9 protein-coding genes and 1 pseudogene are annotated in these 15,163 nt (G+C 71.7%); 6 read left to right on the plus strand and 4 right to left on the minus strand.

All coding sequences use genetic code 11. The features are described 5' to 3' along the window. The first annotated feature begins 38 nt into the window (after window positions 1–38). Entirely contained in the window at window positions 39–3,608 is a 3,570-nt protein-coding gene (locus IE239_RS13550; RefSeq protein WP_190149532.1) for a HelD family protein, read from the plus strand. A 33-nt stretch (window positions 3,609–3,641) separates the two neighbouring features. On the opposite strand, the gene IE239_RS13555 is transcribed toward IE239_RS13550, so the two are convergent. Together IE239_RS13555 and IE239_RS13560 are read right to left on the minus strand one after the other, a co-directional pair. Then, window positions 3,642–5,288 (minus strand): IclR family transcriptional regulator domain-containing protein, encoded by a 1,647-nt coding sequence (locus IE239_RS13555; protein WP_190149722.1) that lies wholly within the window; start codon window positions 5,286–5,288, stop codon window positions 3,642–3,644. Between the two features lie 238 nt (window positions 5,289–5,526). Then, entirely contained in the window at window positions 5,527–6,837 is a 1,311-nt protein-coding gene (locus IE239_RS13560) for a M6 family metalloprotease domain-containing protein (protein WP_190149533.1), read from the minus strand. Between the two features lie 562 nt (window positions 6,838–7,399). On the opposite strand from IE239_RS13560, the gene IE239_RS13565 reads away from it, so the two are divergent. Both IE239_RS13565 and IE239_RS13570 read left to right on the plus strand, forming a co-directional pair. Beyond that, the gene (locus tag IE239_RS13565) at window positions 7,400–8,050 is read left to right on the plus strand and encodes a TetR/AcrR family transcriptional regulator (protein ID WP_190149534.1); all 651 of its coding nucleotides are present in this window, start codon (window positions 7,400–7,402) and stop codon (window positions 8,048–8,050) included. Between the two features lie 304 nt (window positions 8,051–8,354). Next, a complete protein-coding gene (locus tag IE239_RS13570; RefSeq protein WP_190149535.1) occupies window positions 8,355–9,896 on the plus strand; it encodes an MFS transporter in 1,542 nt (513 codons plus the stop codon). Window positions 9,897–10,130: 234 nt separating this feature from the next. Here the strand turns inward: IE239_RS13570 and IE239_RS13575 are convergent, their stop codons facing one another. After that, entirely contained in the window at window positions 10,131–10,640 is a 510-nt protein-coding gene (locus IE239_RS13575; RefSeq protein ID WP_190149536.1) for a MarR family winged helix-turn-helix transcriptional regulator, read from the minus strand. A gap of 280 nt (window positions 10,641–10,920) precedes the next feature. Here IE239_RS13575 and IE239_RS13580 point away from each other — a divergent pair, with 280 nt between their 5' ends. Next, entirely contained in the window at window positions 10,921–11,730 is an 810-nt protein-coding gene (locus tag IE239_RS13580) for a dioxygenase family protein (protein ID WP_190149537.1), read from the plus strand. A gap of 24 nt (window positions 11,731–11,754) precedes the next feature. Here IE239_RS13580 and IE239_RS13585 read toward each other — a convergent pair whose 3' ends face one another. Further along, window positions 11,755–12,294, minus strand: a complete 540-nt coding sequence (locus IE239_RS13585; protein WP_190149538.1) for a GNAT family N-acetyltransferase — start codon at window positions 12,292–12,294, stop codon at window positions 11,755–11,757. Window positions 12,295–12,480: 186 nt separating this feature from the next. Between IE239_RS13585 and IE239_RS13590 the strand changes: the two genes are divergently transcribed. Then, window positions 12,481–13,479 (plus strand): sigma-70 family RNA polymerase sigma factor, encoded by a 999-nt coding sequence (locus IE239_RS13590; protein ID WP_190149539.1) that lies wholly within the window; start codon window positions 12,481–12,483, stop codon window positions 13,477–13,479. An 859-nt stretch (window positions 13,480–14,338) separates the two neighbouring features. Beyond that, a pseudogene (locus IE239_RS43470) lies at window positions 14,339–14,762 on the plus strand (TetR family transcriptional regulator); the annotation flags it as partial. Window positions 14,763–15,163 lie beyond the last annotated feature (401 nt).

A 15,163-nucleotide genomic window follows, 5' to 3' on the forward strand; every position in this document is an offset into this window, starting at 1 on the left:
CCGTGGCGGTGTCCCCCGGCACCGCAGGGAGGACGCACATGAGCACCAGCACTCGGGACGAGATCCTCGCCGGCGAGCAGCGGGCGGTGGATCACGCGTACGACTGCTACACCGCCAAACTGGCTGAACTGAGCGGAACTTCGGCCGCCACCGCATCGGCGAGCGGCAAGGACGGGATCGCCAACCGGGCCGAGGCGGAGGCTCGTGCGGAGGCCTACGGAGGGCTCGGCGACGAGGCGCTGGTCTTCTCCCGCATCGACGCGCCGGAGGACCGGGGCGCTGACCCCCGTCCCTGGTACATCGGGCGCCGCGGTGTGCACGACGCGGCGCACGAGCCGGTGGTCCTGCTGTGGACCAGCCCCCTGGCGAAGAAGTGGATCGAGACCCGGCCCGAGAACCCGGGCGAGGTGGTCCTGCGCCGGCAGCTTCGCTGCGTACGGCGGATCGTCGAGAGCTACTTCGACGAGATCTCCCTGCCGACGCCCGCCCCCGTGCCCACGCCCGCGCCCGCTGCCGCGCCCGTTCCCGTGCCTGCGGTCGCCCCCGAGACGGCGGTCGCCCCCGAGCCTGCCGTCGTGCCCGAGCCCCGTCGGGCCGCCGACGACGACGGCGGAGCGGAGGAGAGGGACACGGCCCCCGCCCCCGCCCCGGAGCCTCTGCCGGCCCCCGTCCCCGGCGATGCCTCTCGACGCCGTCGGCGCAAGGCGCTCCAGCCGGACGACTTCCTGCTGCGGGAGCTCCAGCGGTCGCGTGGCGGTCGGATGCGGGACATCGTCGAGACCATCCGCCGTGACCAGATGGAGCTGGTCACCGGCTCGCCCTCGGACATCCTCGTCGTGCAGGGCGGCCCCGGTACCGGCAAGTCGGCGGTCGGTCTCCACCGGGTCACCTGGCTCGTCAACAACGAGCACTTCAAGGCCCAGGACATCCTCGTCATCGGTCCCCACCAGCGGTTTCTCGACTATGTCGGACACGTCCTGCCCACCCTCGGCACCCGGGACGTCAACGCCGTCCAGCTGGACCGTCTGTGGGAGGGCGAGATCCTCGGCGCGGACTCCCCGAAGGCGCGCCTCGTGAAGTCGGACAGACGCATGGCGGCCGTGCTGCGGCGCCGCGTCGAGAGCGACTACCGCCCCGCGGCTCTCGAGGCCCTCACCGTCGCACCCTCCTTCGAGGGCGACGAGCCCGCGATCCTCGTCACCGCCGGCAGCACGACCCTCCGCGTGCCGAAGTCCGAGGTCCTCGCCCTCCTCGACCGGGCCCATACCGGCGAGGGGCCCTTCCGGGAACGGCGCGACCGTTTCCGCGGCCTCTTCGTCGACCGGCTCCTCCAGGAACTCGCCGACATCGCGCCGCGCCGCGGGCAGGCCGGCACCATCCGCCGCGACCTGGAACGCAACCGCCGGGTCGAGCGCCTCGTCGAACGCGTCTGGCCGTCCCCCGGTCCTCGGGAGGCCCTGCGCAGCCTCTACGACTCGGCCGACCTCCTGCGGGAATGCGCCGACGGCGTCCTCGAGGAGGACGAGCAGGCGACCCTGCTGCGGGCCCGCGCGGCGAGTGCCGACGCCGATCCGTGGACCCTCGAAGACCGCGTCTGCCTGGAAGAGCTCCGCGTGCTGATCAGCGGTGACACCCCACCGCGGTACGGCCACATCGTCGTCGACGAGGCCCAGGACCTCACGCCCATGCAGGCACGCTCCCTGCGACGGCGCTCCGCCGCCGGCGGCTCCATGACCGTCCTGGGCGACCTCGCGCAGGCGACGGGCGCCCACATCCCGACGAGCTGGGACCTGCTCGGCACCCTTCTCTCCGACCACGGTGACTGGAGCGTGGCCCAGCTCACCACCAGCTACCGCGTGCCCGCCGAGATCATGGAGTTCGTCGCCCCTCTCGCACGGACGATCGCGCCGGGCCTGCCGTACCCGCAGGCTGTCCGGGAGGCGGGAGCGGACGCCGTACGGACCGTGGCGACCGAGCCGTGGAAGCTGCTCGACGACATCGTCGTCCACGTGGCCCGGCTCATGGACACCAGCGACGGCAGCACCCCCCGCTCGGTGGCCGTCATCGTTCCCGACGACTCGGACTGGCTGGACGCCATCAGCCGCAGGCTCGCCGAGGACGACGACCTCGGCGAGCGGAACCGCGAGGCGGTCTCCGTGCTGGCCGCGGCCCAGGTCAAGGGCATGGAGTACGACCACGTCCTGGTCGTCGAGCCCGCGACGATCGCCGACCGCGGACCCGCCGGGCTGCGCCAGTTGTACGTGGCCCTCACCCGCAGCACCCAGAGTCTGACCGTCCTGCACACCGCCCCGCTGCCGACGGCGCTCACCGACTCCGGGGACGCCCAGGCACCGACGGCGGCCGATACGCAGTCGACGGCGGCCGATGCGCAGGCGGCCGCGTCCGACGTGCAGCCGCCCGCGTCCGACGTGCAGGCTGCCGCGTCCGACGCGCAGCCGACGGCGCCGGATGCCCGGCCGGAGGGAGCGGGAGTCAGAGCCGGAAGCCTTCCCCGGATCGGGACCGACGTCCGGGTCGAGGTCGTGGGCCGGGCCCCGGGCGGTCGCTACAAGGTCAAGCCGTTGTCGCCGGTGATCGACCGACCGCTCGTCCTCACCGTCCGCCATGGATCGGTTCCCCCGCTGCGGGGCGCCAAGCTGGACTGCTGGGTGTTCGCCAACGAGACGACCCAGACGGTGCTCACCGCCGACCAGCGCGGTCGGTCGCCCGTTTCGGAGCGGATGGCGGGGCGCTACCTCGCGGCACTGGACGTGCTCGGAGAACTGACCGAGAGCGACGGCGAAGTCCCCGACGCCCGCGGTCGTCTCTCCGAACTCCAGGGCATGGCCAATCGCATCCTCCGCCGGGACCAGGCCGACTGGGTCAGTGTGCTTCACCTGTTCGGCGATCCGGACAGAGAACGACTCGGAGTGCTTCGCGACCTCGCCGCGACGACCAACCGTGCGCTCAAGGACGGCACTTTCGACCAGGACCGGTTCGCGGCGGGGCTGGCGGATTCCGGCTGGGCGGGAACCCTCGCCGAAGCGCGGCGACGGCTCCGGGCGCGCTTCGACACGGTGACGACACCGGACTCCGACGGCGCGGTCCCCGTCGCCCCGACGCAACCCGATCAGAAGGAAGAAGTGCAGATGACCACTGCGGACCCCGTCGCGACACCGGCTGCGACCACGAAGGACGGCTTCCTGCGCGCCCTGGAGGCGGCCGCCGGCGCCGACCGCGCGTGCAAGAAGCACGAGGCGGTTCGTCACGCGCTGAAGGCATCACTCCTCTGGGCGGACCTCCAGCCGACCGACTCGCCTGTGGTGGACGTCAGTTGCGCCACCGGACACGGCCTCTTCCTCTACGAGGCCCTGGGCGCGGACCGTTCGACCTACGCGGACCTCCGCTCGGGTGCGACCCGACTGCTCGAGATCAACCACACGCTGCCCACGCCGGCCGACGGTCTCTACCTCGTTCTCTCCGAACCGCCCGCCGACGACTGGTCCGTGGACACGGTTCGCGGCGTCTTCGGCGTCAATGTCATCTGGCGCAGCCCGACCGGCTGGGGCGGCGAGAACGCAGCCACCGCCTTCGGCTCGTCCGGGTGAGCAACTGGGGTGTGGGGCGGTGGGGGTGCGGGGTCAGGTCAGGGGGACGCGGGTGAAGCGGGCCGCTGTGTGGAGGTCCGTCTCGATGCGGGAGGCGGTTGATCTCAGGGCGGGGAGTATGTCGCGGACGCACTCCTCGGTGGTGCGGCGGGCGACGTGGGTGGCCGCGTTCAGGGCGGCGATCACCCGGCCCGTGCGGTCGTGGATCGGGACCGCGATCGCGCGCACGCCCTGCTCCAGCTCCTCGTCCGTCACCGTGTAGGGGGCGGGGGGAAGGGCAGGGGCAGGGTCGGCCGGGGCTGTGGGAGTGGCCGGGGCCGGGGTCGTCTCCAGCAGCAGCCGTCCTGTCGTCGTCCTGCCGGCCGGGAGCCGCGCGCCCAGCCGTACGTCCACGCTCATGACGTGGTGCGCGAGTGCCCGGGCCGTGTACTGGATCTCGTCGCCCGATTCGGTCAGGACGGCCAGGGACGTCGTCTCCTGGATGTCGTCCGTCAGAGCCCTCAGATGCGGGATCGCGATCTGGGGGAGGGACGTGCGGGAGAGCGGCGGGAAGCCGAGGGAGAGGACGCGGGGGGTGAGGGCGAAGGCGCGGTGCGCGGGTCCCTCGCCCGCGGCGCCGGCCGAGGTCAGCAGGCCCAGGTGCTCGTAGGTGATCAGCGCGCGGCGGGCCGTCGCCCTCGCCAGGCCGGTCGCCTTCGCGACCTCCGTCAGGGTCAGTTCGGCCCTGCCCTCGCCGAACGCCGTCAGGACGGTCAGGCCGCGGGCCAGCGACTCGACGAACTCGCGGCCCAGTTCCTGCTTCGACGCTCCCGTCCAGATCGCCAGACCGGAGCGCGTCGGGCCGGGTTCGGCGGGCGGAGCCTGGCGCAGGTCCTCCTCCATCGTCGCGACGGCCGTCCGCAGACGGGGGAGCAGTGTGTCGCGCAGGTCGGCCGCGGTGTGGCGGCTGGTGTGGCTGACGACGCTCGCCACGCACGCGATCCGGGCGGTGCGGGGATCCCGTACGGGGACGGAGACGGCCACCAGGCCGGGTTCGATCAGTTGGTCGTCCAGGGCGTAACCCGCGCGGGCGGCTTCCGTCGTCCTTCGTTCGAAGTCGTCGGGCGCCGCTGTCCCACCAGGCGGTTCCTGGGCGGGCGGGACGGTGGGGAAGCCCCGGTTCTGCGGGTCCCGCTGTCGGCGGGCGCGCCAGGTCCGCCACTCCCCGGTCGTCCACTCCGTCGCGAACAGCGGCCCGGGCGCGGTGCGTTCGGCCGGGAGCAGGTCGCCGATGCGGAAGCTCAGGGACATCGCGCGGCGGCGGGTCGCCTGGTGGACGAAGCGGATGCCGTCGCGGTCGGCGACCGCCAGGGACACGGACTCGTCGAGTTCGTCGGCCAGCGCGTCCGCCCGCCCGGACAGCAGGGCGGGCAGGCGCAGCGCGGCCAGGTAGGCGTTGCCCAGCTCCATCACGCGCGGTGTCAGGGTGGCGTCCCGGCCGTCCAGACGGACGTATCCCATACGGGCGAGGGTGGCGACGATCCGGTCCACGGTGGAGCGCGCCAGGCCCGTGGCGCGTTCGAGTGCGCTCAGGCTCAGCACGCCGTTCGCCTCCGTGAGCCGGTGCAGTACGGCGACGCCGCGCATCAGCGGGGCTACGGCCTCGGCGGGCGGCGCCGGGGCGGGGTCGGGCAGTGGCATGGGCGGCTTGTGCTCCCCGTCGTGACCTCGTGGACCTCTTCGTTCCGGTGGACCCGCCGGGCTCATGGGGTCGTCGATCGCGTGGATCGCGTGGATCGTGTCCAGCGCGTTCATCGCGTGGATCTCGGCCATCGCGCGGATCTCGTCGATTCCGTGAAGCTCGTGGATCTCGTGGACACCGTAACGGGGCGCCGCCGGGAGGAACCGGGCGGCGGGGTGGCGGGCTCGCGGGGTGGGGTTATCTGCGCGTCACCCGTACCCGGTAGTCGCCCCGCGGGTCCACCGCGTCGACCGTGATGCTGATGCCTCTCCTGGGGTCCTTGAACGTCTCGCCCGGGGTGAAGGGGGCGTCGGAGAGTTCCGCGTGGACGTTGGGGCTGCGGGTGCAACCGCCGCTGTCGGTGCGGGAGTCGTAGACGGTCACCGGGCCCATGCCGGTGTCGACGTCGGCGTTGACCTTGTAGACCAGGATGCCGGGCCGGCACACGTTCTCGTCGTTGCCGCCGCGGGTGCGCAGTTCGACGGCGTAGCCGGTGCGGCCGCCGGTCGGGACGAAGACCAGTTTCGGGCCGCCCGGGCGCGAGAGGGGGGTCAGGGTGTACTCCCTGGTGCCCGGTGTCGCCGCGCAGGAGACCTGGGCGGCGTCCAGCCAGCCCAGTTTCCACTTGTGCCAGCCGAGCAGGTCGTTGTTGGCCCCCCAGTCCTCGCTCATGATGTCCCAGTGCCCCACGGCGCCTCCGCCCTCCTGGGTGTAGAGGTCGGGCAGGCCGAAGACGTGGCCGTTCTCGTGCGGGAGGACCCGGTAGCCGGTGCGGTCGTAGGAGCCCGATCCGTCGTCCTGACGTGAGTAGACGAAGGACGCGTTCGCCACCGTGACCCCGTCGGCGACCGGCGCCTCCACGTTGCCGGCGAATGTCACCGACAGGACCGTGTCCAGGGCGGAGGGCCCGGCGTTGGGGGTGACCAGCACGTTCAGGAGGTCGTACGCGCGGAAGTCGACGGTCGGGTCGGCGGCGGTCACGATGTCCTGGACGAGCTCGCGGTAACCGGGGTCGAAGGGCGCGCCGCGCTCTATGCCGTAAGCGTGAAACGGCTTGGGCATGCGCAGCCAGTGCCGGATCGGCGCCTCGGCGCGGTAGTCGAGGCGGCCGTAGGACGCCGTGCGGAACCACTCCTCGGTCTGCGGGAAGAACTCGCGGTAGCGGCTGAGGGCGTTGCCCCGGCCCGGTGCGTCCGAGAAGTCGATCATCAGGGTGAGGGCGCGGACGGTGCCGGTGGAGCGGGAGTACCCGCCCGGGGTGGGCAGGCCTTCGGACATCTGGACGGCCGTGCCGGGGTTGATCATGCAAGGGGCGAGGGCGGAGGAGCGGGCCAGTGCGACGGGGCCCGCGCCGGCCGTCGTCGAGCCGGGCAGCGGCAGGCGGTGGCCTGTGCCCGCCGAGGTGCTGACCGCCAGGGTCAGGACCGTGACCGAGGCGAAGGCGGCGACGCGGCGCGGGCATATCCGGCGGCTCAGGGCCCCGGCGGTGCGCACGGGCTGCGGCTGCATGCAGGGGCCTTTCCGCTCCAGGCAGCCACCGGTCACCGGCTGCACCCTTTCGTTCACCCTCTGCCGCGCCGTCCGGGGGCGCGCGCTGGAGGAGACCGATCGTGGATTACCGACCGGTACGGCCATTGCGGGGCCGCCCCGGCCCGTTCTCCGGCCCCGCCCGGCCCGGCCTTCCGGCCTTCCTGCCCGGCCCGGTCTCCCGGCCTTCCCGCCCGGCCCGGTCTCTCGGCCTGCCGTGCCCTGACGGGCGATGGGCGGACCGACGGGCGGACGGACCAGTGAACGGGCGGGGGCAGGCGAGCGAGTGGGCGGGTGGCAGGTCGCACGCCCTGTTTCGGGGCGTTCTGTCCGCTCAGGGGTGCGTGATTCAGGTCACATCCAAAAAGTTCTGGATCCGGGAAATAACCGGGGACGCCTTCCCCGTTTAGCACTGTGTCCGAGCGAAACGGGGACTCACTCCCCGGATCGCATCCCCGTCCCGAGTCGGACTCGCCGTCGGCCGGATTCGTTTCCGGCCGGGTGCTTCGCGAGCCGGACTCAGAGCCTCAGTCAGGAGTACGCCGTGCAGACCGCGACCGCGATTCCCGTAGAGCGCAAGGCGACCCGGCCCCGCGCCGACGCCCTGCGCAACCGGGAGCGGATCGTCAGCGCCGCCCGCGAGATGTTCACCGAGTTCGGCCCCGAGGTGCCGCTCGACGAGATCGCTCGCCGGGCCGGCGTCGGCAACGCCACGGTGTACCGCAACTTCCCCGACCGGGACGCGCTGGTCCGTGAGGTCGTCTGCTCGGTGCTGGACCGTACGGTCCAGGCCGGACAGGTCGCCCTCGCCGAGACCGGCGACGCGTTCGGGGCGCTGGAGCGATTCGTGCACGCGGCCGCCGACGAGCGGATCAGCGCGCTGTGCCCGATGGTCTCCAGCACGTTCGACGAGCACCACCCCGACCTCGAAGCCGCCCGCGAACGAGTCGAGCGGATCATCGAGGAGGTCATGGACCGCGCGAAGGCGGCCGGGCAGCTCAGGCCCGACGTCGGCGTGGGCGACCTGATGATCGTGGTGGCCCAGCTCAGCCGGCCCCCGGCCGGCACCGCCTGTCTGAGCGTCGACCGCTTCGTCCACCGCCACCTGCAGCTGTTCCTGGACGGGCTGCGGGCTCCGGCTCCGTCCGTGCTCCCGGGGGCCGCCGTGACCTTGGAGGATCTGCGCCAGTGCTGAGCGGCTGGTCCCTGAGCGATTAGTTCGCGGAACAGCAGCAGTCACCACCCACGTCGAGTGCGTCGGCCGTCAGCGAGGACGAGCCGCCGCCCCGCCGTCCGTCATGCCACCGCACCACCTGGGTTCGGCGTCTTCTGTCGCCTGACCCACCCCTTCCCATCCTTCCCACCTCTTCGCGGCTCCTCGGAGCCCATCGGAGTCCCTTCGCACTCCTTCACGATCTTTCGTAGTCCTCTCTGCCGTTGTCTCCGTCTGCCGTTATCTCCGTCTTTTTCCGTCACGAAGTACCGAAGCGGGTATCCCCATGTCTGAAACAGCCCAGAAGGCCCCGGCCCCCGGCAGGGCAGGCGTCCCGGACGCCAACCGCTGGAAAGCGCTGGCCTTCATCGCCCTCGCCCAGCTGATGGTCGTCCTCGACGCGACCATCGTGAACATCGCGATGCCCTCGGCCCAGCTGGACCTCGGCATCTCCGACGGCAACCGGCAGTGGATCGTCACCGCCTACGCCCTCGCCTTCGGCGGTCTGCTGCTCTTCGGCGGCCGCATAGCCGACCTGTGGGGCCGCAAGCGCGCCTTCGTCGTCGGCCTCGGCGGCTTCGCCGCGGCCTCCGCGCTCGGCGGCGCGGCCGCCAACGAGGCGATGATGTTCGGCGCCCGCGCACTGCAGGGCGCGTTCGGCGCACTGCTCGCGCCCGCCGCGCTCTCCCTGCTCGCCGTGATGTTCACGGACGCCAAGGAGCGCGCCAAGGCCTTCGGCATCTACGGCGCGATCGCCGGCGGCGGCGGCGCCGTGGGCCTGATCCTCGGCGGTTTCCTCACCGAGTACCTGGACTGGCGCTGGACGTTCTTCGTGAACATCCCGTTCGCGATCATCGCCGCGGCCGGCGCCTACTTCGTCATCCGTGAGCCCGAGGGCGGCCGCAACCGCTCCGCTCTCGACATCCCGGGCGTCATCCTGTCCACCCTCGGCCTGGTCTCCCTGGTCTACGGCTTCACCCGCGCCGAGTCCGAGGGCTGGAGCGACTCCGTGACCGTCGGCATGTTCGTCGCGTCCGCCGTCCTGCTGGCCGCCTTCGTCGTCGTCGAGTCCAAGGTCAAGGCCCCGCTGCTGCCCCTGCGCGTGATCACCGAGCGCAACCGCGGCGGGATCTACCTCTCCCTCGGCCTCGCGATCATCTCGATGTTCGGCCTGTTCCTCTTCCTGACCTACTACCTTCAGGTCGTGAAGGGCTACACGCCGGTCAAGACCGGTTTCGCCTTCCTCCCGATGATCGCGGGCATGATCACCGGCTCCACCCAGATCGGCACCCGTCTGATGACGCGGGTCGCCCCGCGTCTGCTGATGGGTCCCGGCTTCCTGGTCGCCGCGCTCGGCATGCTGCTGCTGACCCGGCTGGAGATCGACTCCTCCTACGCGGCCGTGCTGATGCCGGCGATGCTGCTGCTCGGCCTCGGTATGGGTACGGCGTTCATGCCGGCCATGTCACTGGCCACGTACGGCATCGAGCCGCGGGACGCCGGGGTCGCCTCCGCGATGGTCAACACCTCGCAGCAGGTGGGCGGCGCGATCGGCACCGCCCTGCTGAACACGATCGCCGCGTCCGCGACGACGTCGTACATCAAGGACCACATGGCGGGCGCCGCCTCCAAGCCGCAGCAGCAGCTTGTGCAGCTGGAGGGCATGGTGCACGGCTACACCAGCGCCATCTGGTTCGCCGTGGGCATCCTGGTCGCGGCCGCCACGATCGCCCTGACCCTCGTCAACGCCGGCAAGCCGGACATGGGCGCGGTCGCGGGCTCGGGGGCGAAGGACGCCGAGGACGCCGTCCCGGTGATGGTCCACTGACCCGCACGGTCCCGGTCCGCCGGGGGAGGCCGCACGACCCGCGTGGCCTCGCCCGGCAGGGCTTCACGGGGAAGGGGACGTAGGCCGCGAGGGCAGTGCGGGCCGCACCGCCAGTGCCGCCCACACTGCCCGCGCTGCCCACACCGCCCGTGCCGCCCGGACCTCTCCGGGGTCTGTCCGGGCGGCACGGGCAGCGGTTCGGCAGCCGGGCAGACGGGACTTTCGAAACACGCCCTAGCGCAGCCAGGGCAGGTCCGCCCCCGCTTCGTCGGGCTGGAGTCCCTCGGCGACGATCTGCATGATCTCGCCGAGGGACTTCTGCTGTTCCGGGCTGAGCCGGTCGAACACGGCGTTGCGGACGACGCTCACGTGGCCCGGTGCGGCCCGCCTGAGCATCTCCAGTCCCTCGTCGGTCAGCACGGCGAACTGGCCGCGCTTGTCGGAGGGGCAGTCCTCCCGGCGCACCCAGCCGTTCTTCTCCAGCCGGGCTATGGCGTGCGAGAGGCGGGAGCGGGTGATCTTCGCGTGCTTGGCCAGCTCGGTCATCCGCAGTCGCCGCTGCGGGGACTCGGCGAGCTTGACCAGAAGGCCGTAGTAGACGTGCGGCATACCCGCGTCCCGCTGGAGCTGGCGGTCCATGTGGTCCTCCAGCAGGGTGGTGGCGTGTACGTAGGAGCGCCAGATGAGCTGCTCCTCGGCGGTGAGCCAGCGGGGCTCTTCAGCGGATGGGGATGCCGTCTTCATCGTCCCACTGTAAACGGCCTCTCCTTGAAATTTAAACCAAAACGGAATATGCTCGGGTCCGTTGACGTTTTAGATTTCAATCAACTACACGAGTAACCGTGCGAGTGTGTCGGGCCGCTCGGTGCACCCGGGCACCTGGAGTGCCCGTAGGGCCCGGAGTGCGCGGAGTGCTCGGGGCGCCCGGGATCGTCCGGAACTCCGTGAAAAGCCCGGACGGAGTGCCGGGAGGGAAGCGCAGTACCGGAAACCAGGGGCCGAGGTCCCGGAAGGAGTCGCCGTCATGTCCGCCGCAACCCAGGAGCGCTCCCGTCCCCAGGAGCGCATGCCCGCGCTCTACCTCAGTCACGGCGCTCCGCCGCTCGCGGACGACCCGGTCTGGCCCGGGGAACTCGCCGCCTGGTCCGCCGGGCTGCCCCGGCCCAAGGCGATCCTCATGGTGTCCGCCCACTGGGAGGAGGCCCCGCTGGCCCTCGGCGCCGTCGACCCCGTCCCCCTGGTCTACGACTTCTGGGGCTTCCCCGAGCACTACTACACGGTGAAGTACGACGCCCCCGGCGCACCCGAGCTCGCCGAGAGCGTGCGCAAGCTGCTGCGCGCCCCGGGCACTCCCGTGCAGGACATCCCCGACCGCGGCCTCGACCACGGCGCCTACGTCCCGCTCGTCGAGATGTTCCCGGCCGCCGACATCCCGGTCCTGCAGGTCTCCATGCCGACCCTCGACCCCGTGAGGCTGATGGAGATCGGCCGCAGGCTCGCGCCGCTGCGCGACGAGGGCGTCCTCATCGTCGGCTCCGGGTTCTTCACCCACAACCTGGCCGCACTGCGGCACCCGGGCGGGGGAGTGCCGACCTGGTCGTCCGAGTTCGACGACTGGGGGCGGCGCGCGCTGGAGACCCGTGACTGGGACGGCCTGCTCGACTTCCTGCGCAAAGCGCCGGCCGGCCGGTACGCCCACCCGCGCACCGAGCACTTCGCCCCGCTCTTCGTGACCATGGGCGCGGCGGAGGCGTCCGGCGAGCTGGACGCCCAGAAGTCCGTGATCGACGGCTTCTGGATGGGGTTGGCCAAGCGGTCGGTGCAGTTCGGCTGATCGTCCCGGACGGGCCGGCGGGAGCTACAGCTCCTTCTCGTACCAGGCCACGTCCCAGTAGCGGCCGAACTTGCGGCCCACCTCGCGGTACGTGCCCACGGGCCGGAAACCGAAGCGTTCGTGCAGCCGCGCGGACGCTTCGTTCGGCTGGGCGATGCCCGCGTAGGCCCGGTGCAGGTCCTCGCCGGCCAGCGCGTCGAACAGTGCCTGGTAGAGGAGCGTGCCGATGCCGCGCCGGCCCGCGTGCGCGGCGACGTACACCGTCACCTCCACCGAGGTGGAGTAGGCCGCCTTCGGCCGGTAGGGGCTGGATGTGGCGTAACCCAGGATTTCCTGTGAGGTCCCCGGGATGTCCTGTGAGTCCGCTTCTGTGGCAACCATCAGGCGGTACGGCCCGTCTTCAAGGTGGGAGAGCAGCCAAGGACGTCGCTCTTCCGCTGTGAAGGCCACCGTGTCGAATGTGATGGCCGTCTCGCGTACGTAGTGGTTGTAAAGGCTCGTGAGCGCGTCGAGATCGGCCTCGACTCCTGGCCTGACCTGCACCTCTGTACGTTCCGACGGCATCATGCCTCCCAGGTGGTCCGACAGGGTACTGCATGATCAGAAAATTCGGGGTGCGGGTGGGGAATTCTGTCCTGATTCCAGTCGTTGTTTCCATCAGATGCAGGGCACCCGAGGAGAGTCCAGAGTTCCGACAGTGCCGGGCGTCTGAAGGGCCACCCGCTGAACCACCATCGCAAGGGAGCACGCATGGCAACCCGTGCCGTCGCCCGCCGCAAGTCCGCCTCCGGCGAGACGAGCAGCGCGGCCCGCAGTGTTCGCGCCCATGGCGGCGAGATCGCCGACCGCGACCTGGTCGGCATGTACCTCGACGAGATCGCGCGTACACCGCTGCTCGACGCCGCCAAGGAGGTCGAGCTGTCCCAGACCATCGAGGCGGGTGTCTTCGCGCAACGGGTCCTCGACGGCGAGGAGGAGTCCAGGGCGGACGCCTCCCGTGAGGAGCTCGAGGTCCTGGTCGCCGAGAGCGAGCGGGCCAAGGACGTCTTCATCCGTTCCAATCTCCGTCTGGTCGTCGCGGTGGCCCGGCGCTACCCCCGCAGCGGTCTGCCCCTGCTCGACCTGATCCAGGAGGGCAACGCCGGCCTGGTGCGCGCGGTCGAGAAGTTCGACTACCGCAAGGGCTTCAAGTTCTCCACGTACGCGACCTGGTGGATCCGTCAGGCCATCACCCGCTCCATAGCGGACCAGTCGCGCACGATCCGTCTGCCCGTCCACCTGGTGGAGGAGCTTGGCCGGATCCGGCGCGTGCAGCGCGAGTTCAACCGGGAGAACGGCAGGGACCCGGAGCCCGCCGAGATCGCGACCGAGCTGGGCTCGACCCCGGAGCGCGTCACGGACGTCCTGGACTGGGCCCGTGACCCGGTGTCGCTGAACATGGCGGTCGACGACGAGGGCGAGACGCAGTTCGGCGACCTCCTGGAGGACACCTCCGCGGTCTCGCCCGAGCAGTCGGTCCTGACGCTGCTGCGCAGCGAGGAGCTGGACGGTCTGATCGACCGCCTGGACCCGCGCACGGCCTCCATCATCAAGATGCGCTACGGCATCGACGACGGCCGCGAGCGCACCCTGACCGAGGTCGGCAAGGAACACGGTCTGACGAGGGAACGCATTCGCCAGATCGAGAAGCACGCCCTGCTGGAACTGAAGAAGCTGGCCCGTGACACGGGCTTCGAGGCGGCGGCGTAAACCGACGACTCCGCGGGCCGGGCGGGCGGGCGAGGCCGCCCGGCCGAGCGGGCGTGCGGGCGTGCGGACGTGCGGTGTGAGGCCCCGGCCGACCGGTGAGGAGCACCGCCCGGCCGGAGGAGAAGCGTCCTTCGTCGGCCTTGCGTGGCGCTGGTGGGCCTGGGGCGTCGCGTGGTGCCGGGTTTCCGCCCGCGTGCGCCGGATCGAGACGGCCGCGCAAACATGGCGCGGGAACGCCGCTTCAATCGGAGGTACGGGGGAAAAAGACTTCTGGGCACGGGAGTTCGGAACCGCCGGACCCTGCAGCCCACCCCGAGATCTCAGCCCTGCATGAGCCAGGCCCGCATGAGCCGAGCCCATGAGCCAAGCCCCTTGGACCACGTCCCTTGAGCCAAGTCCCGCCGCACATCCCCCGGCGCCGGGACTCTCCGAGAGCCGGGCTTCGGCGCCTCTCCCCCCAGGCGCCGGAGCCCGGCTCCTTTTCACCCCCGATGCTCACCCCCGATGTCACCCATGCGAGGGCGGGGCGAGGCGGAGGGGGACGAGGCGGTCGGAGCGGGCGAGCTACGGGTGCGGGACGGGTGTGAGGCGAGGCACGGGCGGGTGCGGGACGAGTGGGGGGGCAGGAGGGCGGACAATGGTGTGGATTTCGGTGACAATTGCGGGCGCACACGACTGACGGGCGCGGCTCGGTGCGGCGCGGGCACGTCGAGAAGGCGGGGCACCCCGTACCTGAACCACGGGGTGGCCCGCCCGAATGGCAGATTGTGCCACATGGGCATAGCCTGCCGGAGTGATCAGCTCGACCCCCCGCTCCGGCTCGGCTTCGCTGACCGAGCGGCGCAAAGCGGCGACCCGGATGGAGATCGCCCGGGCGGCGGCCGGCCTGTTCGTCAGCCGGGGCCTGAAGGCCACCCGCGCCGAGGACATCGCACAGGCGGCGGGGATCGCCCCGCGCACCTTCTACCGGTACTTCGCCACCAAGGAAGAGGCCGTCGCCCCCCTCTACGCGGCGGGCGCCCAGCGCTGGGCGGAGGCGGTACGCGAGGCCCCGGCCGGTCTCACCGTGCCGGAGGCCCTCGAACACGCGGTGCGTCACACGCTCGTGCCGGGCCAGGGGGTGTCGGCGGCGTCCTGGGAGTGGGTGCGCACCCTGATCCGGCTGGCCATGGCGAGTCCGGCCCTCGGCAAGGTCTGGGCCGAGGTGTGTCACACCTCGGAGGCCACCCTCACGGAAGTGCTGGCGGAACGGGCGAGAGTCGCCGCAGGCGCCTCGGGACCGGGCACCCGGGACCTGGACATGCGGACCCTGAGCGCCTCCGATCCCGGCGCCCGGGACCTGGCTGTGCCGACCCCGGGAGCGCCGGATCCGGACACGCCGGACCTGAGTGCCCTTGAGCCGGGCGCGCCGGCTCAAGGCCCGCCGGACCTGAACGCCTCGGATCTGGATGCCCCGCGTCTGGATGCCCCGCGTCCGGAGGCACTGGAGCCCGGTGTCTTGGAGGCGGCCGGGCCGGCCCCTGCCGCCGCCTCGCCCTACGAGCGCTTCACAGCGGCGGTGGCCGGAGCCGCCGTCCGGGTCGCTGTGGAGGGGTGGGCGGTGACGGACACCTCGCCCACCGGCCCGCAGGGCCCGGCGGAGTTGGCCCTGGCCAATCTGCGAGCCCTGCGCGACTTCTCCTGG

The sequence above is a fragment of the Streptomyces humidus genome, assembly GCF_014649655.1.
In the GTDB taxonomy this organism is placed as follows: domain Bacteria; phylum Actinomycetota; class Actinomycetes; order Streptomycetales; family Streptomycetaceae; genus Streptomyces; species Streptomyces humidus.

Bases quoted from the DNA above. Each gene is read 5' to 3' on its own strand.
- IE239_RS13560 (WP_190149533.1), bottom strand. From the start codon at position 6,837: ATGCAGCCGCAGCCCGTGCGCACCGCCGGGGCCCTGAGCCGCCGGATA.
- IE239_RS13585 (WP_190149538.1), bottom strand. From the start codon at position 12,294: ATGCCGTCGGAACGTACAGAGGTGCAGGTCAGGCCAGGAGTCGAGGCC.
- IE239_RS13575 (WP_190149536.1), bottom strand. From the start codon at position 10,640: ATGAAGACGGCATCCCCATCCGCTGAAGAGCCCCGCTGGCTCACCGCC.
- IE239_RS13580 (WP_190149537.1), top strand. From the start codon at position 10,921: ATGTCCGCCGCAACCCAGGAGCGCTCCCGTCCCCAGGAGCGCATGCCC.
- IE239_RS13590 (WP_190149539.1), top strand. From the start codon at position 12,481: ATGGCAACCCGTGCCGTCGCCCGCCGCAAGTCCGCCTCCGGCGAGACG.
- IE239_RS13555 (WP_190149722.1), bottom strand. From the start codon at position 5,288: ATGCCACTGCCCGACCCCGCCCCGGCGCCGCCCGCCGAGGCCGTAGCC.
- IE239_RS13550 (WP_190149532.1), top strand. From the start codon at position 39: ATGAGCACCAGCACTCGGGACGAGATCCTCGCCGGCGAGCAGCGGGCG.
- IE239_RS13570 (WP_190149535.1), top strand. From the start codon at position 8,355: ATGTCTGAAACAGCCCAGAAGGCCCCGGCCCCCGGCAGGGCAGGCGTC.